17 protein-coding genes are annotated in these 20,609 nt (G+C 68.6%); 9 read left to right on the top strand and 8 right to left on the bottom strand.

Annotation, left to right across the window (positions count from 1 at the left end; translation table 11 throughout):
* Window position 1 precedes the first annotated feature (1 nt).
* Together DDE23_RS15325 and DDE23_RS15320 are read left to right on the top strand one after the other, a co-directional pair.
* Entirely contained in the window at window positions 2–1,027 is a 1,026-nt protein-coding gene (locus DDE23_RS15325; RefSeq protein WP_107752637.1) for an ABC transporter ATP-binding protein, read from the top strand.
* Complete coding sequence (locus DDE23_RS15320) at window positions 1,020–1,823, top strand: ATP-binding cassette domain-containing protein (protein WP_107752635.1); 804 nt, start codon at window positions 1,020–1,022, stop codon at window positions 1,821–1,823. Before DDE23_RS15325 ends, DDE23_RS15320 begins: the two co-directional genes overlap by 8 nt.
* 134 nt (window positions 1,824–1,957) lie before the next feature.
* On the opposite strand, the gene DDE23_RS15315 is transcribed toward DDE23_RS15320, so the two are convergent.
* On the bottom strand, window positions 1,958–3,217 hold the full coding sequence (locus tag DDE23_RS15315) for a flavin-containing monooxygenase (protein ID WP_107752634.1): 1,260 nt from the start codon (window positions 3,215–3,217) through the stop codon (window positions 1,958–1,960).
* A 192-nt stretch (window positions 3,218–3,409) separates the two neighbouring features.
* Here DDE23_RS15315 and DDE23_RS15310 point away from each other — a divergent pair, with 192 nt between their 5' ends.
* Genes DDE23_RS15310 through DDE23_RS15300 form a run of 3 tightly spaced genes read left to right on the top strand, consistent with a single transcriptional unit; the run spans window position 3,410 to window position 5,455 of the window.
* Window positions 3,410–3,826: a RidA family protein gene (locus DDE23_RS15310; protein ID WP_107752633.1), complete on the top strand. Its 417-nt coding sequence runs from the start codon at window positions 3,410–3,412 to the stop codon at window positions 3,824–3,826.
* A gap of 4 nt (window positions 3,827–3,830) precedes the next feature.
* Window positions 3,831–4,505, top strand: a complete 675-nt coding sequence (locus tag DDE23_RS15305) for a DUF1028 domain-containing protein (RefSeq protein WP_107752632.1) — start codon at window positions 3,831–3,833, stop codon at window positions 4,503–4,505.
* Window positions 4,502–5,455 (top strand): LysR family transcriptional regulator, encoded by a 954-nt coding sequence (locus DDE23_RS15300; RefSeq protein WP_107752631.1) that lies wholly within the window; start codon window positions 4,502–4,504, stop codon window positions 5,453–5,455. The genes DDE23_RS15305 and DDE23_RS15300 overlap by 4 nt, the downstream gene beginning before the upstream one ends.
* Before the next feature lie 28 nt (window positions 5,456–5,483).
* On the opposite strand, the gene DDE23_RS15295 is transcribed toward DDE23_RS15300, so the two are convergent.
* The 5 genes from DDE23_RS15295 to cysD form a co-directional block, all read right to left on the bottom strand.
* On the bottom strand, window positions 5,484–6,380 hold the full coding sequence (locus DDE23_RS15295) for a transglutaminase family protein (RefSeq protein WP_107752630.1): 897 nt from the start codon (window positions 6,378–6,380) through the stop codon (window positions 5,484–5,486).
* 9 nt (window positions 6,381–6,389) lie between these two features.
* The gene (locus DDE23_RS15290) at window positions 6,390–8,804 is read right to left on the bottom strand and encodes a circularly permuted type 2 ATP-grasp protein (protein WP_107752629.1); all 2,415 of its coding nucleotides are present in this window, start codon (window positions 8,802–8,804) and stop codon (window positions 6,390–6,392) included.
* Between the two features lie 16 nt (window positions 8,805–8,820).
* On the bottom strand, window positions 8,821–12,267 hold the full coding sequence (locus tag DDE23_RS15285) for a transglutaminase family protein (protein ID WP_107752628.1): 3,447 nt from the start codon (window positions 12,265–12,267) through the stop codon (window positions 8,821–8,823).
* Between the two features lie 175 nt (window positions 12,268–12,442).
* A complete protein-coding gene (gene cysN, locus DDE23_RS15280) occupies window positions 12,443–14,344 on the bottom strand; it encodes a sulfate adenylyltransferase subunit CysN (protein WP_107752627.1) in 1,902 nt (633 codons plus the stop codon).
* A complete protein-coding gene (cysD, locus tag DDE23_RS15275) occupies window positions 14,344–15,282 on the bottom strand; it encodes a sulfate adenylyltransferase subunit CysD (RefSeq protein ID WP_272947886.1) in 939 nt (312 codons plus the stop codon). The genes cysN and cysD overlap by 1 nt, the downstream gene beginning before the upstream one ends.
* 45 nt (window positions 15,283–15,327) lie before the next feature.
* Between cysD and DDE23_RS15270 the strand changes: the two genes are divergently transcribed.
* The 3 genes from DDE23_RS15270 (at window position 15,328) to DDE23_RS15260 (ending at window position 17,678) form a co-directional block, all read left to right on the top strand.
* Window positions 15,328–16,353, top strand: coding sequence for a hypothetical protein (locus tag DDE23_RS15270; protein WP_133239577.1), 1,026 nt, complete (start codon window positions 15,328–15,330; stop codon window positions 16,351–16,353).
* 36 nt (window positions 16,354–16,389) lie between these two features.
* Window positions 16,390–16,875 carry a metal-dependent hydrolase gene (locus DDE23_RS15265; RefSeq protein WP_107752624.1) on the top strand — a complete coding sequence of 162 codons (486 nt, stop codon included), beginning with the start codon at window positions 16,390–16,392 and terminating at the stop codon, window positions 16,873–16,875.
* Between the two features lie 71 nt (window positions 16,876–16,946).
* The gene (locus DDE23_RS15260; protein WP_107752623.1) at window positions 16,947–17,678 is read left to right on the top strand and encodes a glycosyltransferase; all 732 of its coding nucleotides are present in this window, start codon (window positions 16,947–16,949) and stop codon (window positions 17,676–17,678) included.
* A gap of 3 nt (window positions 17,679–17,681) precedes the next feature.
* Here DDE23_RS15260 and DDE23_RS15255 read toward each other — a convergent pair whose 3' ends face one another.
* Window positions 17,682–18,692: a nucleotidyltransferase family protein gene (locus tag DDE23_RS15255; RefSeq protein WP_192883734.1), complete on the bottom strand. Its 1,011-nt coding sequence runs from the start codon at window positions 18,690–18,692 to the stop codon at window positions 17,682–17,684.
* Between the two features lie 75 nt (window positions 18,693–18,767).
* Window positions 18,768–19,742 (bottom strand): KpsF/GutQ family sugar-phosphate isomerase, encoded by a 975-nt coding sequence (locus DDE23_RS15250; RefSeq protein ID WP_107752622.1) that lies wholly within the window; start codon window positions 19,740–19,742, stop codon window positions 18,768–18,770.
* A gap of 162 nt (window positions 19,743–19,904) precedes the next feature.
* On the opposite strand from DDE23_RS15250, the gene DDE23_RS15245 reads away from it, so the two are divergent.
* A complete protein-coding gene (locus DDE23_RS15245) occupies window positions 19,905–20,597 on the top strand; it encodes a glycosyltransferase (protein ID WP_107752621.1) in 693 nt (230 codons plus the stop codon).
* The last annotated feature ends 12 nt before the right edge of the window (window positions 20,598–20,609 follow it).

Raw genomic sequence — 20,609 nt, 5'->3', positions numbered from 1 at the left:
GATGACCGCCCTTCTCGACATCCGCGACCTGCATCTGTCGATGCATTCCTTCGAGGGCGCCGCCAAGGTGCTGTCGGGCGTCAGCCTCAGCGTCGAAAAGCGTCAGATCTGGGGACTGGTGGGCGAGACCGGCTGCGGCAAGTCCTTGACCGGGCTGTCGGTGTCCCGCCTGGTCCGCACGCCCCCCGCCGAATACACCGGCGGCCAGATCCTGATGGACGGAACCGATGTGCTGGGGCTGAGCGAGCCGCAGATGCGGGCGCTGCGCGGGCGGCGGGTCGGCATGATCTTTCAGGACCCGACCACCAACCTGAACCCCGCCTTCCGCATCGGCACCCAACTCATTGACGTGGCACTCGCCGCCGCAAAGCACGATCCCGCCATTCTGGGGCTGGAGCCCGGCGCCGGACGGCGGGCGCGCAAGGCCGCCGCCCGCAAGCTCGCCATCGCCATGCTGACCGAGGTCGGCATCCCGGCGGCGGAATCGCGGCTGGACGATTACCCGCACCAGTTTTCCGGCGGGATGCGGCAACGGGTGCTGATCGCCATGGCGCTGATCGGCCGCCCGGGCCTGTTGATCGCCGACGAGCCGACGACGGCGCTGGATGTCTCGGTTCAGGCGCAGATCCTGACGCTCTTGAAGCAGATGGTGGCGACGCATGACATGGGCGTCGTTCTCATCACGCACAACCTCGGCGTGGTGGCGCAGACCTGCACCCATGTAGCGGTGATGTACGCCGGAACCATCGTGGAAAAGGGCCCGATCGAGGCGGTTCTGGCCGATCCCGCCCATCCCTACACGCAGGCCCTGCTGCGCGCGATCCCCGACCGCAGCGTCAAGCGCGGGCAATTGCAGGGGCTGGCGGGCGCGGTGCCGAACCTGATCCACCCGCCCCCCGGCTGCCGTTTCGCGCCCCGTTGCGCGCTGGCCCGGCCGTCCTGTCTGGAGGGGCCGCCGCCGGTCCATACCCGCGCCCCGGGCCATGCCGTGGCCTGCCCGGTGGTTGAGGAGGTGCAGCATGCTTGAGATCGAGAATGTCTCGCGCGTTTTCGCGGCCCGCAAGGGCATGTTCGGCTCCACCCCCGGCGTCCGGGCGCTGCACGAGGTGAGCCTGTCGGTCAGGAAGGGCGAAAGCTTCGGGCTGGTGGGCGAAAGCGGTTCGGGCAAGACGACGCTGACCCGGCAGATCCTCAGGCTGGATACGCCGACCTCGGGCCGGATCCTGTTCGAGGGCGAGGATATGGCCCGCCTCAGCCCTGCCGCGCTGCGCGCGCTCCGGGCCAAGGTGCAGATCGTGTTTCAGGACCCCTATGCCTCGCTCAATCCCCGCATGTCGGTGCATGACATCGTGACCGAGCCGATGCTCATCCACCGCGCCACGCTGGGGCTGAACCGGCAGCAGCGCACCGACCGGGCGGCGGAATTGCTGGAGCTGGTGGGGCTGGGTCCGCAGCACCTCTACCGCCATCCGCATGAATTCTCGGGCGGGCAGCGGCAGCGGATCTGCATCGCCCGGGCGCTGGCGCCGGGGCCGTCGCTGGTCCTGCTGGACGAGCCGACCTCGGCGCTGGACGTCTCGGTGCAGGCGCAGGTCCTGAACCTGCTGATCGAGCTGCAACAGCGGCTGGGGCTGACCTATTTCTTCATCAGCCACGATCTGGGGGTGATCCGGTATATCTGCGACCGGGTGGCGCTGATCTATCGCGGCGAGATCAAGGAACAGGGCGAGACCCAGCGCCTGTTCGACGCGCCCGAGAGCGATTACACCCGGTCGCTGCTGGCGGCGATGCCGCCGGATGTGGGGCGGGTCGCGGGGCGGTAGCCGCCGCCCGACTGGCGCCCGTAGGGTGCGTGCTCGCACGCACCTTTCCCCCTCCTCGCCCGATATGTCTCGCGCCAAGGGCCACGCCCCGGGGGGCGGCGCGGGCGCTGCCCCCCGGGCCGCCGGGCAGGAGGCTACCGCCCCGCCGCCCGCATCCCCTCGTCATAGACGCTGTAGGCCCGCTGAATCCCGATCTGGTCGGCGATGAAGCGCGCGTCGTGCCAGACGCCCCAGATAAAGGCCGAGCCGCGCCGGGTCTGCCAGGGCAGGCCCACGAAATAGACCCCCGGCACGCGCGAGACGCCCCGCGCATGCAGCGGGCGCCCCTCCGCGTCGAAAGTATCGACCTGCAACCAGCTGAAATCGTAGCCATATCCCGTGGCCCAGAGGATCGTGGTGATCCCCTCGGCCGCCAGATCCAGCGACAGGATCGGATCGCTCACGCAGGCCGGATCGGGCGGCAGCACCCGCGCCTGGGGCTCCTCGGGCAGCGCAAGGCCGTGGCGCAGAGCCCAGGCATCGGCCTCGTCCAGGACCGAGAGGTAATTCTCGTCGCCCTTGCGGATATTCTCGCGCAGGTCCGGCGCGAAGCGCATCACGCCCCCCTCGAACCCCTCGGCCCGGCCCAGCAACGTCATGCCCTGATGCGCCAGCGCCCGGAATTCGATGGTCTTGCCGCCCTGCGCGCCACTGACCGCGATGGTCACATGCTCGGTCCCCGGCGCGGGCGTGTCGATGTCCCACTTGCCCAGGACGCCCAGCCACCAGCAGTAATCCCGCCCGCGATAGGCCCGGGGCGGCCGCCCGTGCGGGCCCACGGACAGGAACACCCGGCGCCCGGCCTGCATCAACTCGTCCGCGATCTGCACGCCCGAGGATCCGCCCCCCACCACCAGCACCGCCCCCGGCGCCAGCTGCCCCGGATTGCGGTAATCCGCGGAATGAAGCTGGGAAAACCCGGCATCCTGCGGCACCAGGGGCGGAATCAGCGGCCGCTGGAAGGGGCCGGTGGCCGCGACGATGTTGCGGGCATCGAACACCCCGGCCGAGGTCTCGACCCGGAAGCGCCGTGTCCCCTCGATCCGCGTGGCGCGGGTCACGGTCACGCCCTCGCGCACCGGGGCGGCGATCTGGGCGGCATAATCGGCGAAATATTGCGCCACGGATTCCTTGTCGGGGAAGGCCTCGCCATCGCCCGCGAAAGTCCGGTGCGGGAAGCGGTCGTGCCAGGCGGGACCATTGGCGACCAGCGAATCCCAGCGTCCGGTGCGCCAGCGCTCGGCGATGCGGCCGCGCTCCAGCACCAGATGACCGACGCCCTGATCGCGCAGATGCTCGCTCATGGCGATGCCCGCCTGCCCGCCACCCACGACGATTGTATCGACCTTTTCCATGACATTCCCTCGCGCGCCTGATCCCCCCAGCCTAGGCGCCCTGCCCCTGCCCCGAAACACGGCATTGGCGAAGCCTTGCTTGGGCAAAGCCTAAGCCTTGTTAGGCGGATCCTCAGCAATGCTAAGCAACATCGTTGTGTTCGCCCCGCGCCCGCGCGATCATTCTGCCGAAAACCCTTCAAGGAGCCCGCCATGGCCCATAGGCGCCTTCGCCCCTTCAACACCCGCGACACCTATCCCGAACAGAGGCTCGACAACGACCTGTGCCAGGCGGTGGTGACCCGGGGCGGCAGCACAATCTGGATGCGCGGCCAATGCCCGCAGAACCTGGACGACGCGAAAAGCATCGACAGCCACGACCCGGTCGAGCAGACCCACAAGGTGATGCAGAACATCCGCCAGTTGATCGAAGAGGCGGGCGGCAGCATGGAGCATCTGGTCAAGGTGGTGGTCTATATCACCGATGTCCGCCACCGCGAGGCCGTCTACCGCACCATGGGCGAGTACATCAAAGGCGTCTTCCCCGTCTCGACCGGGCTGGTGGTCACCGCGCTGGCCCGGCCCGAATGGCTGGTCGAGATCGACGCCACCGCCGTGATCCCGGATTGAGGCGATGACCTTCTCGCTGGTGGCCCGCTGCGCTGAAACGGGGATGTTCGGGATGGTGATCTCGTCCTCCTCCCCCGCGGTTGCCGCGCGCTGCGCCCATGCCCGCGCGGGCGTCGGCGCCGTCGCCTCGCAGAACGTGACGGACCCGGCGCTGGGGCCGCAGGTGCTGGACCTGATGGCGGGCGGCATGTCTGCGGCCGAGGCGGTGGCCGAGGTCACCCACCGCGCGCCCTTCATCGACTACCGGCAGATCCTGGCGGTCGATGCGCAGGGCGGGACGGCGGTGCATTCGGGGGCCCGCGCGCTGGGGATCTGGACCTCGGCGCAGGGGGTCGATTGCGCCTCGGGCGGCAATCTGCTGGCCAATGACGGCGTGCCCGCGGCGATGGTTGCGGGGTTCGAAGGCAGCGACGGCCCCTTGGGCGACCGGCTGATCGCGGCGCTGCGGGCGGGGCTGGCCGCGGGGGGCGAGGCGGGGCCGGTGCATTCCGCGGGCCTGCTGATGGTCGACCGGATGCCCTGGCCGGTCGCCGATCTGCGCTGCGACTGGACCGAGGATTGCCCCATCGAGGCCGTTGCAAAGGCTTGGGAAATCTACGCCCCGCAGATGGCGGCCTATGTGCAGCGGGCGCTCGATCCCCGCGCCGCCCCCTCCTACGGCGTCCCGGGGGACGCATGAGCCGGGGCGCGCCGCCCCTGCGCTACACGCTGCGCCAGCTTGAGTATTTCGTGGCCGTGGGCGAGGCGGGCAGCATCGCCCGGGCGGCGCAGCGGATCAATGTCTCTTCGCCCTCGATCTCGACCGCGATTGCCCAGCTGGAGCAGGAATTCGGCCTGCCGCTTTTCGTGCGCCAGCACGCGCAGGGCCTCTCGCTGACCCAGGCCGGGCGCGAGATGCTGGAACAGGCCCGGGTCGTGTTGCGCGAGGCCGGGGCGCTGCGCGACATCGCCGGCGACATCTCGGGCAAGGTGCGGGGGCCCCTGTCCGTGGGCTGCCTGCTGACCTTCGCGCAACTGGTCCTGCCCGCCATGCGCCGCGGCTTCGAAGAGCGTTTCCCCGAGGTCCGCGTCCGTCAGCAGGAGCTGAACCAGGTCGAACTCTTCAGCGCGCTGCGGCGGTCCGAGATCGACGTGGCGCTGACCTATGATCTGGACCTGCCCGCCGATCTGCAATTCACCCCCCTCCTGCATCTGCCGCCCATCGCGCTGATGGGCGCGGGCCATCCGCTGGCCGATTGCGAGAGCGTCAGCATCGACCAGTTGAAGGATCACCCGATGGTGCTGCTGGATCTGCCGCTCAGCGCCGATTATTTCCTGTCCTTCTTCGAGGCGATCCATGCCCGGCCGCTGATCGCCGAACGAACCCGCGACATGGCGGTGATGCGCTCGATGGTGGCCAATGACTTCGGCTATTCCATCGTCAATGTCCGGCCGCTGAGCGATATCTCGCCCGATGGTAACCCGGTGCGCGCCGTGCCGATCGAGGGGCCGATCCGGGCCATGCGCATGGGTTTCCTGACGGCGCAGGACGCCGACCGCTCCAGCGCGGTGCGCGCCTTCATCGAGAACGGGGTCGGTCTGGTGCGCTCGGGCAGGCTGCGGCGGATCGGCGGGCTTCCGTTGGTCTGAAGCAGGCTTAGGGTCCGGCTAATCCCGCTCAGGCCGCGCCCGATTTCTCCAGAACCGGGATCATGTCGACCGCGTGCCGGGTCTCCTGCCCGCCCGCGGTGCGCATCGCGCCCATTACCGGCGCCACATCGCCGTAATCGCGCCCGCGCGCCACGACCACGTAATCCTCGCCCGCGTGCTGGTTGTTGGTCGGATCGAACTCGATCCAGCCCATGACCGGCCCGGCCCAGGCCCGGACCCAGGCATGCATCGCATCGGCGCCCTCCAGCCGCGGCTGGCCGGGCGGCGGCAAGGTGCGCAGGAAGCCCGAGACATAGCCCGCCGGGATGCCCACCGCGCGCAGCCCCGCGATCATCACATGGGCGAAATCCTGACAGACGCCGGATTTCTGCGCGAAAGCCTCCTCCGGCCCCGTCTCGACCGAGGTGGCGGCGCTGTCGAAGCGCATCGCCTTGTGCAGCGCCCGTCCCAGCACCTCGATCGCCTGACGGGCGGTCATGCCGGGGCTCACCACCTTGCGGGCGAAGGCGGCGATGGCGGGCACCGCGGGCACCCGGGCCGAGGCGCCGGTGAAATGATGCGGCGAGGCGGGGCCGAGGTCGGCGAGATCGGCCACCGCCCCGGGCAGCTCGGCCAGCAAGGGCGAGAGATCCGCCCCCTCGATCCGCGCCAGCCGCTCGACCCGCAGCGCCAGGGTCAGCCGCAGGTTGGAAATCGGCTGGTGCCAGACCGCCGCCGTCGTCGCATTGCCGAAGAAATCCTCGCCCTCGCGCCGTTCATCGGGGCGCGGCAGAATGCCGAGCCGCCGGGCGATCACCCGCTGCTCACCGGGCAGGTCGCAGGGCAGAAGGCGCATCAGCGTCCGCGAGCGGTCCGAGGTCGCCGCGTAATCGTAATCGATGGCAAGGGTGATGTCGTAGAGCATGCGCGCCCCTTACCGCAGGTAGGCGGCGGTGATCAGGTCGGAAATGCCGGAAAGCTGCGCCCTGAGCCTGAGCAGATGGGCCGGGCGGATCCTCTCGGGCGCGGTGACGCTGAGGAGCGCGTCGATCGGCACGATGGCGCGCGAGAGCGGCGCGAGGCGGCCGTTCTCCATCGCGCCCGGCAGGGCCGCGGCCTGTTCGCGCAGCGCCCGGATCTGGAACAGGACCGAGCGCGGGTTGTCCGCATCGAGCGCCAGCAGATCCACGACCGTGTTGCGCGAGGTCTCGACCGAATAGCGGCGGCGATGGGTGATGACGCTGTCGGCGACCTCGACCGCGAGGTCCAGCGCCCCCTCGGGCGCCTCGGCATCGGTCAGACCGTGCAGCAGCGCAGTCAGCGCATCGGCCCGTTCCAGCGCCCGGCCCATCGACAGGAAGCGCCAGCCCTGGAAGCGGTACATGTTGTCCTGCACCAGCCCCGAAAAGCCGGTGATCTTGCGCACCAGGATACCCATGGCGCGGGCCGCGTCGTCGCCGGGCTCGATCTTGCTGAAGGTGCTGCGCGCCGTGCGGTCGAGGTCGGTGATCGCCGCCCAGCCATCGACGGAAAAGCGGTCGCGCACCTTGGCCGCGCAGAGCCGCGCCGCGCCGATCCGGTGCAGCAGCGCCTCGGGCATCGGCTGGGCGACGTCGATGCCATAACCGCTGAGAAAGGCCCTGAGCCGTCGCAGCAGCGGATCGGCCGGGTTGTCGGTCGCCGCCAGCCGCAGGTGATAGGCGCGGATCAGGCGGATCGCGTCCTCGGTCCGCTCGACATAGCGGCCCAGCCAATAGAGGTTGTCGGCAGCCCGCGCGGGCACCACGCCGGGGCTGGCGCGGCGGAAGGGCTCGTCGGCGCGCGGCGACATGGAGATCTGCGGCACCGGCCGGTCCGAGACGATCCAGACATCGGCGACCGAGCCGCCCTTCTGCATCGCCAGCGCCGAGGCATCGCCCGAATGCCCGATCCGCGCATAGCCGCCCTTCATGAAGCGCCAGCCCTGCGGCGTGCGGGCGGCGAAGACCCGGATGGTCATGGGGCGCGGCAGGATCCGCCCCTCGGCCAGCGTCTCGCCCGGGGCGGTGACCCAGGCGGGGGTGGTGGACAGCGCCACCGCCTCCTGCCCGACCAGCGCGGGCCCCTCGGCCTCGATCCAGGCGCGGGGGTCGCGGGCGGGCTTGGCGCCGGGGGCGGCCTGCGCCGCCACGTCGAAGGGCAGGTCCGAGGACAGCGCGGGCCCGATCAGCATGCGCGCCGCATTCTGGCGCACATAGGCGCGTTCGGCCGCGCCGCCGCACCACCAGGTGGCGATATTGGGCAGGGTCAGCGGCTTGCCGGTCAGCACCTCGCTGATGCGCGGCAGGAAGGCCATCATCGCCCGCATTTCCAGCACTCCCGAGCCCAGCGCGTTGACCAGCGCAAGATTGCCCGCCCGCACCGCCTCGACCAGTCCCGGGGTGCCGATCCGGCTGTCGGCGTTCAGCTCCAGCGGGTCGGCAAAGGCCGCGTCGATCCGCCGCCAGAGCACGCCCAGCGGCTGCGGCCCCTCGATGGTGCGGACCTTGGCCTCGCCATTCTCGACCAGCAGATCCTCGCCTTCCAGCAGCATCAGGCCGAGGTAGCGCGCGATATAGGTCTGTTCGTAATAGGTGTCGTTCGAGGGGCCCGGCGTCAGGATCGCCGCCCGCGCCGCCGGATCGCCGCCCGCCTGCGCGAGACCGGCCATCGCCGCCTTGAACTCGCCGAAAAAGCCCGCCAGCCGGTGGATATAGGCCCGCGGGAAACGCTCGGGGAAGATCCGCCCGGTCGCCATGCGGTTCTCCAGCGCGAACCCTGCGCCCGAGGGCGCCTGCATCCGGTCGCCCAGCACCAGCCAGGAGCCGTCGGGCGAGCGGCCGATCTCGAAGGCCAGCAGGTGCAGGTAATGGCCGCCCGGCGGCTCGACCCCCACCATCGGCCGCAGCCATTGCGGCGAGGCGGCGATCAGCGAGGCGGGCAGATGCCCCTCGCTGACCAGCTTTCCCGGACCGTAGAGGTCGGCCACCACCGCCTCCAGCAGATCCGCGCGCTGGGCCAGCCCGGCGCAGATCTGCGCCCATTCGCTGTCATGCAGGATCACCGGCAGATGCGAGAGCGGCCAGTCGCGTTCCGCCATCGGGTCGCCGGAATACTGGCGGAAATAGACGCCCGCGTCGCGCAGATACTGGTTGCCGCGCTCGAACCGCGCCGCGATTTCGGCCGGTGTCAGCCGGGCGAAACGCTGGACGAAGCGCTGCCAGACCGGCCGCATCCGGCCGTCGCCGTCGAACACCTCGTCGGCCACGCCCGGCAGGCGGGCATAGTCGGCGAAAAGATCCGGCTCGGTATCTGGCAGGGCGGGCGGCATGGGGGTCTCCTGCCGCTCACATCAGCCCCGGCGGGCGCCGAAGGTCAAGCGTCAAAGGAAACTCGGGGTGCGGGGTCTCGGGCGCCGGGCGATAGGACCCGGCACTGTGGCCATGGGGTTCGAACCGCGCGAGCCTGCGGGCCTCGGCCTCGTAGGCATTGACCGGGAAGGTGTCGTAATTGCGCCCGCCGGGATGCGCCACGTGATAGGTACAGCCCGCAATCGCCCGGCCCGTCCAGTCGTCGTAGACATCGAAGACCAGCGGCGTGTTGACCGGCAGCACCGGATGCAGGCTTTCCGCCGGTTGCCAGGCCTTGAACCGCACCCCGCCGACGCTGACGCCCGAGGTGCCGGTGCGCGCCATCGGCACCGGACGGCGGTTGACCATGACGCGGTAGCGGTCCTGATGCAGCGTGGTCAGTTTCACCTGCAGGCGTTCGACCGAGCTGTCGGTGTAGCGCACGGTGCCGCCGATGGCCCCCGTCTCGCCCAGCACATGCCAGGGCTCCAGCGCCTGTTTCAGCTCCAGATGCACGCCTTCCGCCTCGATCTGGCCGCAGAAGGGGAACCGGAACTCGGCCTGGGCCTCGAACCAGACCGGGTCCATGTCGTAGCCATGCAGCCGCAGGTCGGCGAGCAGGCTGAGCAGATCCTCCCACAGGTAATGCGGCAGCATGAAGCGGTCGTGCAGCACCGTGCCCCAGCGCACCGGACGGCCCTGCACCGGCGCCTTCCAGCAGCGCGCGATGATGGCGCGCAGCAGCAATTGCTGGGCGAGGCTCATGCGCGGATGGGGCGGCATTTCGAAGCCGCGGAACTCGACCAGCCCCAGCCGCCCGGTCGGGCCATCGGGGGAATAGAGCTTGTCGATGCAGATTTCCGAGCGGTGGGTGTTGCCGGTCACATCGGTCAGCATGTTCCTGAGCAGCCGGTCCACCAGCCAGGGCGGCGGCAGGGCCCCGCCGTTCACCGGATCGCCGATCTGGCCCAGCGCGATTTCCAGCTCATAAAGCGTGTCATGCCGCGCCTCGTCGATGCGGGGCGCCTGGCTGGTCGGCCCGATGAAGAGGCCCGAGAAGAGGTAACTCAGCGCGGGATGGCGCTGCCAGATCAGGATCAGCGATTTCAGCAGGTCCGGGCGGCGCAGGAAGGGGCTGTCGAGCGTGGTGGCGCCCCCCACCACCACATGGTTCCCGCCGCCGGTCCCGGTGTGGCGACCGTCGATCATGAACTTGTCGGCGCCAAGCCGCGATTGCCGCGCTTCGTCATAGATCGCCTCGGTGGTGGCGACGCAATCCTCCCAGCTATGGGCGGGGTGGATGTTCACCTCGATCACCCCCGGATCGGGGGCCACGCGGATCACGTTGAGGCGGGGATCATGCGGGGGCGAATAGCCCTCGATATGCGGGGGCAAGTTCAGCTCGGCCGCCGTCACCTCGGCATTGGCGATGAGTTCGAGGTATTCCTCGAGCGTTTCGCAGGGCGGCATGAAGAGGCAGAGTCGCCCGTCCCGGGGCTCCATGGCGATGGCGGTCCGCACCCAGCCGCCCGCCGGATCCACCCCGTCGCCCAGATGCGCATCCTGCGGCTGGTAGCGCTGGCGCTCGGCCTCGGCCGCGCCGGGGCGGAAGCCTTGCGCATGGCCGGGCGTGACCGGCGGCACCATCATCGCCTGCTCGGCCTCTTCCTGGGCGATGCGGCGCGCTTCCTCGGCGATGGCGCGGCGGCGGGCCTCCAGCCGGTCGTGGAAATCGGGCAGCGGCAGGACCGGCACCGTGGGATCGGCGGGATAGGAATAGGGATATTGCGCGGGCGGGATATAGGGCAGCGAGCCCAGCGGCAGGCGGAAGCCGACCGGACTGTCGCCGGGAATGAGGAAGATCTTGCCGCGCCGCGGCTTCCACAGTTCCGAGCGCCATTTGGCGGGCTTGTCCGCCGCCTGCCACCAGCGCTGGATCGGCAGGATATAGCCCGCGGGCTCGGTCAGGCCCTGGTTGAACACCTTGGCATAGCGCGCCCGGTCCTCGGGGTTCTTCAGCTTGGAATTCTCGGGCGAGACATTCGGCGGCAGGTTGGCTTCCTTGAGGATCCATTCCGCCGGATCCTCATAGGCGGGCTGGGCAAAGCCCTGGTCGAGGCCCAGGTTCTTCGCGAAAGCCGCCATGAAGCGCCCGGCATCGTCGGCGGTGGCCGGCGAGGCAACCGGCGCCTCGCGCGCCACGAGATCGGGGTTCTTCCACACCGGCTGACCGTCGCGGCGCCAGTAGAGCGAGAAGGTCCAGCGCGGCAGGCTTTCGCCCGGATACCATTTACCCTGCCCGTAATGCAGGAAACCGCCCGGCGCGAAACGCTGGCGCAGGCGGCGGATCAGGTCATCGGCGAGCGCCCGCTTCTGCGGCCCGACGGCGGCGGTGTTCCACTCGGCGCTTTCGAAATCGTCGATGGAGACGAAGGTCGGCTCGCCGCCCATGGTCAGGCGCACATCGCCCGCGGTCAGGTCGGCATCGACCTTGCGGCCCAGCGCGTTGAGCCGGTCCCAGGCCTCGTCCGAGAAGGGCTTGGTGATGCGCGGATGCTCGGCCACCCGGCGGATCTGCATGTCGAAGGCGAAATCGGTCTTCAAGCCGGGGTCCGCCGTGAACCCGCCCGAGATCGGCGCCGCGTTGCGGTAATGCGGCGTCGCGGCCAGCGGGATATGGCTTTCGCCCGTGAACAGCCCCGAAGTCGGGTCAAGCCCGATCCAGCCCGCGCCGGGCAGGAACACCTCGACCCAGGCATGCAGGTCGGTGAAATCGTGGTCGGTGCCGGACGGGCCATCCAGCGATTTCACATCGGGCGTCAACTGGATCAGATAGCCCGAGACGAAGCGCGCAGCGAATCCCAGATGCCTGAGCACCTGCACCAGCAGCCAGGAACTGTCGCGGCAGGACCCCGAGCCGATGCCCAGCGTCTCCTCGGGCGTCTGCACCCCGGGCTCCATGCGGATCGTGTAATTCACCACCTGCGCGATGCGGGCATTCAGCCCGACCAGCATGTCCACCGTGCGCTGGCGGCTGAAATCGAGCCCGCCGATCAGCTGCGCCAGAAGCGGGCCCTCGGCCTCGGGCGTGCGGTAGATCGAAAGATCCTCTTTCAGCTCCTCGGGATACTCGAAGGGCCAGTGTTCGGCGCTTTCCTCGACGAAGAAATCGAAGGGGTTGTAGACCGTCATGTCGGCCACAAGATCGACCTCGATCTTGAACTCGCGCACCGGGTCGGGGAAGACGAAGCGCGCCAGCCAGTTCCCGTAAGGGTCCTGCTGGTGGTTCACGAAATGCCCGCCGGGGCTGACCTTCAAGGAATGCGAGATGACCCGCGTCCGGCTGTGCGGCGCCGGTCGCAGGCGGATGATCTGCGGTCCCAGCGTCACCGGCCGGTCATAGGTGTAATGCGTCAGATGGTGGATCGAGGCGTAGATTGCCATTCGCAGGGGCCTTGTCGCACGGATCGTTTTCAGCCCCACCTTAGGCCGAGACGCGCCGCATGCCAGCGTGAAACGCTTGCCCTGCCCTGTCGCAGCCGCTTTTCGCGGCAGGCGCCGAAAAAACCGGCACCGGGACGGGAGGGTCCGGCAGGCAGCGCCCGCCGGGCCCGTATCGTCAGGGGATCAGCCGGGCGATGATCAGATCGGCGGCCTCGTCCACGCTGGTTGCCGTGGTGTCGATGCGCAGTTCGGGCGTCTGGGGCGCCTCATAGGGGCTGTCGATGCCGGTGAAGTTCTTCAGCTGCCCCGAGCGCGCCTTGGCATAAAGGCCCTTCACGTCGCGCCCCTCGGCCACGCTGAGCGGCGTATCCACGAAAACCTCGACGAATTCGCCGGGCTGCATCATGCCGCGCACCATGTCGCGCTCGGACCGGAAGGGCGAGATGAAGGCGGTGATGACGATCAGCCCCGCATCGGTCATCAGCTTCGCCACCTCGCCCACCCGGCGGATGTTCTCCACCCGGTCGGCCTCGGTAAAGCCCAGATCCTTGTTCAGCCCGTGCCGCACGTTGTCGCCGTCCAGCAGGAACGTATGCCGGTTCATCCGCGCCAGCTTTTTCTCCAGCGCGTTGGCGATGGTCGACTTGCCCGAGCCGGACAGCCCGGTCAGCCAGACCACCGCCGGCTTCTGGTGCTTCATCGAGGCGTGGTGGTCGCGCGTGATGTCGGTCGCCTGCCAGTGGATGTTCGACGCCCGGCGCAGCGAGAAATGCAGGATCCCGGCGCCCACGGTCCGGTTGGTCAGCTTGTCGATCAGGATGAACCCGCCCAGATCGCGGCTCTCGGCATAGGGTGCGAAGGGGATCTCGCGGTCCGTCGTCACCGTCGCCACGCCAATCGCGTTCAGATCCAGCGTCTTGGCCGCCAGATGTTCCTGCGTGTTGACGTTGATCTCGTATTTCGGCTGGCTGATCGTGGCGCTGACAATCTGGGTGCCGATCTTCAGCCAATAGGCGCGGCCCGGCACCATCTCGACCTCGTCCATCCAGACGACCGCCGCCTCGAACTGGTCGGCGACCTCGAGGGGTGATTTGGCGGCGACGATCACCTGCCCGCGCGAGCAATCGATCTCGTCCGTCAGGGTGATGGTCACGGATTCGCCCGCGACGGCCAGATCTCGGTCGCCCTCCAGCGCCACGATCCGCGCCACTTTCGAGGTCTTGCCCGAGGGCAGCACCCGCACCTCGTCCCCCGGCCGCACCACGCCCGAGGCGATCATCCCGGCAAAGCCCCGGAAATCGAGGTTCGGCCGGTTCACCCATTGCACCGGCAGGCGGAAAGGCTTCGCCTGATCGGCGCTGGCATCGACCTCGACGCTTTCCAGATAGGGCAGCAGGGCCGGACCCTGATACCAGGGAGTATTGGCCGAGGGGGCGGTGATGTTGTCGCCCTTGAAGCCGGAAATCGGGATCGCGGTGAAATCCGTGATGCCGATGGAGGAGGCGAAGGCCCGGTAATCGGCGACGATCCGGTCGAAGACCGCCTGATCGTAGCCGACCAGATCCATCTTGTTGACCGCCAGCACGATGTTCTTGATGCCCAACAGGTTCACCAGATAGGAATGCCGCCGCGTCTGGGTCAGCACGCCCTTGCGCGCGTCGATCAGGATCACGGCCAGATCGGCGGTCGAGGCGCCGGTGACCATATTGCGGGTGTATTGCTCGTGGCCCGGCGTGTCGGCGACGATGAACTTGCGCTTTTCAGTCGCGAAAAAGCGATAGGCCACGTCGATGGTGATGCCCTGCTCGCGCTCGGCGGCGAGGCCGTCGACCAGAAGGGCGAAGTCGATCTCGCCGCCTTGGGTGCCGACGCGCTTGCTGTCGGCTTCCAGCGCCGCCAGCTGATCCTCGAAGATCATCTTCGAATCGTAAAGCAGCCGCCCGATCAGCGTCGACTTGCCGTCATCCACCGACCCGCAGGTGATGAAGCGCAGCATGGTCTTGTGCTGGTGGGTTTCCAGATAGGCGTCGATGTCCTGGGCGATCAGCGCGTCGGTCTTGTAAACGGGATCGCTCATCAGAAGTACCCTTCCTGCTTCTTCTTCTCCATCGAGGCGGCCTGATCGTGGTCAATGGCCCGCCCCTGCCGCTCGCTGGTGGTGGTCAGCAGCATTTCCTGAATGACCTCGGGCAGCGTCTGCGCGGTACTCTCGACCGCGCCGGTCAGGGGGTAGCAGCCCAGCGTCCGGAAGCGGACCGAGCGCATCACCGGCTCTTCGCCCTCGCGAAGCGGGAAGCGGTCATCGTCCACCATCAGGATCAGCCCGTCGCGCGTCACCGTCGGGCGCGGGGCGCTGAAGTAGAGCGGCACGATTTCAATGCCTTCGAGGTGGATGTACTGCCAGATATCCAGCTCGGTCCAGTTCGAGATCGGGAAGACCCGCATCGACTCGCCCTTGGCCTTGCGGGCGTTGTAGAGCCGCCAGAGTTCCGGGCGCTGGTTCTTCGGATCCCAGCGGTGGTTGGCCGAGCGGAAGGAAAACACCCGCTCCTTGGCGCGGGATTTCTCCTCGTCCCGCCGGGCGCCGCCGAAGGCCGCGTCAAAGCCGTAGAGGTCCAGCGCCTGTTTCAGCCCCTCGGTCTTCCACATGTCGGTGTGCAGGGACCCGTGGTCGAAGGGGTTGATGCCGCGCTCCTTGGCCTCGGGGTTCTGGTAGACCAGCAGCTCCATCCCCGCATCCCGCGCGGCCTTGTCGCGCAGCTGGTACATGGCCTGGAATTTCCAGGTCGTATCGACATGCAGCAGCGGGAAAGGCGGCGGCGCGGGGTAGAAGGCCTTCTTCGCCAGATGCAGCATGACGGCGCTGTCCTTGCCGACGGAATAGAGCATGACGGGCTTTTCAGCCTCGGCCACCACCTCGCGCAGGATGTGGATGCTCTCGGCCTCCAGCCGCTGCAGGTGGGTCAGGGTCTTCACGGACATTCCCGTATCCTTGTCTTTGTCGTTGACGGGCAGATAGCAGCGCGCCTATCTGTCATCACCCCCCAAATGGGGGGTCTCATGCGGATACCAGCGGAGGACAGCCCCGACATGCTGGGAGGCAGCCCCGAAACCGAGGTCCTGCGCCTGCTCCACGCCTCGGCCGCCGGGGCGGGGGTGGAGGCCTGGCAGCCCTTTCTCTCGGCGCTGGCCGAGTTGACGCGGGCCCGGGGGGCGCTGCTCAGGATCGAGGCCGCGGGCCTGCATGAAGCCCATGTCGGCACCCCCGCGCCCCTGCCCCCGCCCGAGGTTCTGCGCCCGCTCCGCCGGGACCGGGTCTATGCGCAGGACGAACTGGCCACCCCCGCGCCGATGCGGCTGATCCGCCTGTCGCCGCGCCCGGAGGCCCAGGCATGGCTTGTGCTTACCCATCCCCTGCGCGATTTCCGCGCGGTGGATGCGGCGCTGCTGGACCGGTTGTCGGTTCATCTGGCGCAGGGGGTGAAGACCTGGCTGACGCTGACCCGCGACCGTGCCGCTGCGCAGGAAAGCGCGCGGCTGGCCCGGGCGCTGGGGGCCGGCTGGCTCTGGCTCGAAGCCAGCGGCCGGGTGATCGAGGCCGATGCCACCGCCCGCGCCCTGCTCGGTCCCCGGCTGGCGGCGAACGGACGGCTCGACCTCGGCGACCCGCTCCTGACCCGCGCCTTCCGCCGGGCTCTGGATCAGGCCGTTACCGGGACCGAAACCCCCGGGATGGTGACCCTCTCGCGCAATCCCCTGACCCAGCTCGCCCTCCATCCCGGCCTTGCCGCCCCTGCCCCCGGCCTCGACCCGCTGGTCCGGGCGGGGGTCCGGCAGGCCCCCGCCGCCGCCACGCTGGACGCCACCGCCCTCGCGCGCTCGCTCGACCTCAACCGCAGCGAGACGGCGCTGGCGGTGCTGCTCTGCGACGGGCTGACGCTGGCCGAGGCCGCGGAACGGCTTGGCTGGACGCTGGAAACCGCCCGCAGCGCCTCGAAACGGATCTACGCGCGATCCGGCAGCAGCGGCCAAAGCGCGCTCATCCGCCGCATGCTGACCGGCGCCGACTGGCTCGCGCAGAGGTGATTGGCTCCGTCCCCGCCTGACCGCCATGGTGCCGTCATGCTGACCGCACATCTCCCTTCGGGCTATGTCCTCGCCCGCCATGCCCCGCCCGGCCGCTGGGTGATCCCCGCCGCGCTGATCGGAGCGGTCCTGCCCGACATCGACATGCTGTGGTTTCACCTCATCGACCAGGGCCAGGTGAACCATCACCGCTACTGGACCCATGTGCCGCTGTTCTGGGCGGCGATCGCCCTGCTGGTCCTGCCGCTGGTCTGGCGCAGCGCGGCCCGCGCCCCGGCGCTGGCGTTTTTTGCCGGCCTCTTGCTGCACCTGATCCTGGACAGCATCAACGGCGGGATCCTGTGGGGCGCCCCGTTCAGCCCGCAGCTTTTCCACCTGGTCACGGTGCCGCCGACCTATGACCATTGGGTAATCAGCTTCCTGCTGCATTGGACCTTCGCGCTGGAACTGGCGATCTGGCTCTGGGCCGCATGGCTTTATCGCCGGTCCCGGCCGCTTTCCGCCCATCGCCCCCCGGTTTGATCCCGATCAAGGCGCAGGCCTCCCCGCCCCCCCACAACCGGCGCATCACTCACCGACGCCGGAGCGCCCCCATGATCAACCTTTTCATCGGCTACGACCCGCGCGAGGCGGTGGCCTATCACGTCTGCGCCAACAGCGTGATCCGCCATGCCTCGGTCCCCGTGGCCTTCACGCCCTTGGCGCTGAAGGGCCTTCAGGGCTACGCCGAAACCCATACCGACGGCTCGAACCAGTTCATCTACAGCCGGTTCCTGCTGCCGCATCTGATGGGCTACAAGGGCTGGGCGCTGTTCGTCGACGGCGACATGCTGTTTCGCGACGACATCGCCAGGCTCTGGGCGCTGAGGGATGACAGCAAGGCGGTGATGTGCGTGCATCACGACTACAAGACGAAGATGGAAACAAAGTATCTGGGCGCGAAGAACCAGAATTACCCGCGCAAGAACTGGTCCTCGGTCGTGCTGTGGAATTGCGGGCATCCGGCCAATGCCGTGGTCACGCCCGAGTTCGTGATGAATGCGACGGGCGCGCAATTGCACCGTTTCACCTGGTTGACGGACGATCTGATCGGCGAGATCCCGAAGGTCTGGAACTGGCTGCCCGACGAATTCGGCCCGAACCCGCAGGCGAAACTCCTGCACTGGACGCTGGGCACCCCCTGTTTCCACGAATTCGCCCATGCGCCGATGGCCGAGGAATGGCACCGCGAGAAGCTGCTGACCGATTACTCGCTGCAACGGGTGATCGACGGGCCCTTCGAGGGAGAAGCGGGGTATGACGCGGCGCAGCTCGCGGCGGAATAGGCGTCAGAGACCGGCCAGCAGCGCCCGCGTCTCGGGCATCCGGGCGAGCGAGGCCTCCAGCCGTTCGCGCCAGCGCGGCCCGATCCCGCGCGCGATCTCCAGCGCGCGGGACAGGTCGTCCGGCCGGTCCTCGGCCATGGCCTCGATCAGGAACGCCGCCTGTTCGCGGTCCTTGACCGCGCGCAGGCTGCCAGCCCCGTCGCGGCGCCGGTCGGCGACGATCAGCTTGTGGATCGCGTAGCGCTCGGGCCGCGGGACCTGCACCAGCACGCCCGCGCGGTAGAGCGCGGCCGCCGGGATCGGCTCGGCGATCAGGAAATTCAGATAGTTGAGCCCCTGCGCACTGACCCCCAGCGCCGGCAGGTCGCGCAAGCTCTCCTCGCCGAAGGCGGGCGTCAGGAATTCGACCAATTGCCCGCTGCCGCCCTGCGCCCAGCGCCAGGTCCGGCGCGCATCAAGCGCGGGCAAGGGATCGAATTTCAGCGCCGAAAAGGTCTCGGCCAGCCCGGGATCCACCTGATCCTCCAGCGCGATGCTGAGCTTCTCGAACTGGGCGATGTCGATGTCGCCGGTATTGGCCATGCCCCCCAGCGGCAGGCGGATGCCCAGTTCCCCCTCATAGAGGCGAAAGGCATTGGTGCCGACGATGGTGCCGCCCAGCCGGAAGACCCCCGCCGCGGCCATCGCCGACAGGATCGCGCCCGTCGCGCGATCCGTGGGCGTCATCCCCTCGGCCCGGAGCAGGCGCACGAGGCGCGCGCGTTCGGCCTGCCGGGTCTGGGCCGTGGCGCGCAATTCCTCGATCCGGTCGATCCGGGTGCGGGTCTCGGCGCTGTCCTCGCCGATATAGACGAAGCGCGTCTCGGTCCCGACCCGGCGGGCCGCGTACCAATAGCCCTTGTCGCCGCGCGTCTTCAGCGTCGGCTTGCCCTCGACGCCCGACAGCGCGTCATCCTTCAGAAGCCGCACGAGGTCGGTATAGGCGCTGGTCGCGATGCTGCTCAAGGGCGTCATGCCTAGCACTTTCATCTTTTGCTTGGCACATCATGCCAAACAAAATCATAAATTGCTAGGCACAAGCGCCACCCCTCAGGCCAGCCCCGCCTTCAGCAGCACATGCAGCCTGAGCAGGCCCACCGGCCGCCCCTCGCCATCCACCACCACCAGCGCCGTCACCTTGCGGTCGTTCATCACCGCCAGCGCCTCGGCCGCCAGCATGTCGGGCGGTACGGTCTTGGGCGTGCGGGTGGCCACGTCGCCGGCGGTCCTGGCCATCAGCCCGTCGATGTTGCGCCGGATGTCGCCGTCCGAGATGACGCCGGTCAGCCGCCCCTCGCCATCCACCACGCAGGCGAGGCCGAAGCCCTTGCCGGTCATGGCCAGCAGGACCTCCTGCATCGGCGTCGTCGCCCCGACCAACGGCAATTCGTCCGCCTCATGCATCAACTGATGCACCTGCGCCAGTCGCGCGCCCAGCTTGCCGCCGGGGTGGAAGACGCGGAAATGCTCGTGCAGGAAACCGCGCTGCTCCATCAGCGCCACCGACAGCGCGTCGCCCAGCGCCAGCGTCAGCGTGGTCGAGGTGGTGGGCGCCATGCCGATCGTGCAGGCCTCGGGCTCGTTGGGCAGCGTCAGCCGCAGATTGGCCGCGCGCATCAGGGTGCTGTCGGGGTTCTTGGAGATGCCGATCAAGGGGATCGAGAAGCGCCGCGCGTGCTGGATCATGTCGCCCAGTTCCGCCGTCTCGCCGGAATTGGAGATCAGGATGCAGACATCGGCATTGGTCACCATGCCCAGATCGCCATGGCTCGCCTCGGCGGGATGGACGAATTGCGCGGGCGTGCCGGTCGAGGCCAGCGTCGCCGCGATCTTGCGCGCGACATGGCCCGATTTGCCGATGCCCGACAGGATCACCCGCCCGCGGCAGGCCAGCATCGCCTCCACCGCGGCGAAGAAATCCCCGGGCAGCGCGTCGGCCATCTTCAGGACGGCCTCGCCTTCGGTCCTGAGGACCCGTTGTCCGGCGGCCAGTACCGCCTCTCGTTTGAGTCGTGTCTCTTGCATGCGGTCTGAATACGCCGTTTGCGGCGCGTGTAAACAGGGCAGCGCGGTAATCGGCCACCCGCCGCCCTGCCCCCTCGAAAGATGCATCCCCAGCCGCTATAAGACGGCAAGCGACCCGCAGGACGCGGGCAAGCCAGTCCCCTGACGGTTGAAGAGAGACCGATGACCCAGACCCTGAAGATCTATGTCGGCTACGATTCGCGCGAGGATATCGCCTGGCAGGTGGCGCGCCATTCGACGCTGCGCCACGCCACCCGGCCGGTCGAGATCCATCCGCTGAAGCAACCCGCGCTGCGCGAGCTCGGCCTCTATACCCGCGGCGCCGATACCGCGACGACCGAGTTTTCGCTCACCCGGTTCCTGACGCCCTATCTCGCCGCGCATGACGGCTGGTCGATCTTCATGGATTGCGATTTCCTGGTGACCCGCGACATCACCGAGATCCTGTCCTTGCTGGACCCGGCTAAGGCGCTCTACTGCGTGCAGCACGATTACACCCCGGCCAATATGGTGAAGATGGACGGCAAGCAGCAGACCATCTATCCGCGCAAGAACTGGTCCTCGTTCATGGCCTTCAACGGTGCCCATCCGGGCGTGAAGGCGCTGACGCCCGGCGTCGTCAACAAGGAGACGCCGCAATACCTGCACCGCTTCTCGTGGCTGGACGATGCCGATATCGGCGAACTGGACCGCGAGTGGAACTTCCTCGAAGGCGAATACGCCAAGCCCGAGGCCCTGCCGATGTGCGTGCATTACACCAATGGCGGGCCCTGGTTCGACGATTGGCAGAAGGTCGATTTCGGCGATGAATGGCGGGCCGAGCGCGACCTCTATCTGGCGCAGGCCGCCGAATAGACCCAAGGGACA

The sequence above is a fragment of the Pararhodobacter aggregans genome (assembly GCF_003075525.1).
GTDB lineage: Bacteria > Pseudomonadota > Alphaproteobacteria > Rhodobacterales > Rhodobacteraceae > Pararhodobacter > Pararhodobacter aggregans.
Note: the sequence above shows the minus strand (reverse complement) of the source record. Positions and strands in the feature narration are given on the sequence as shown.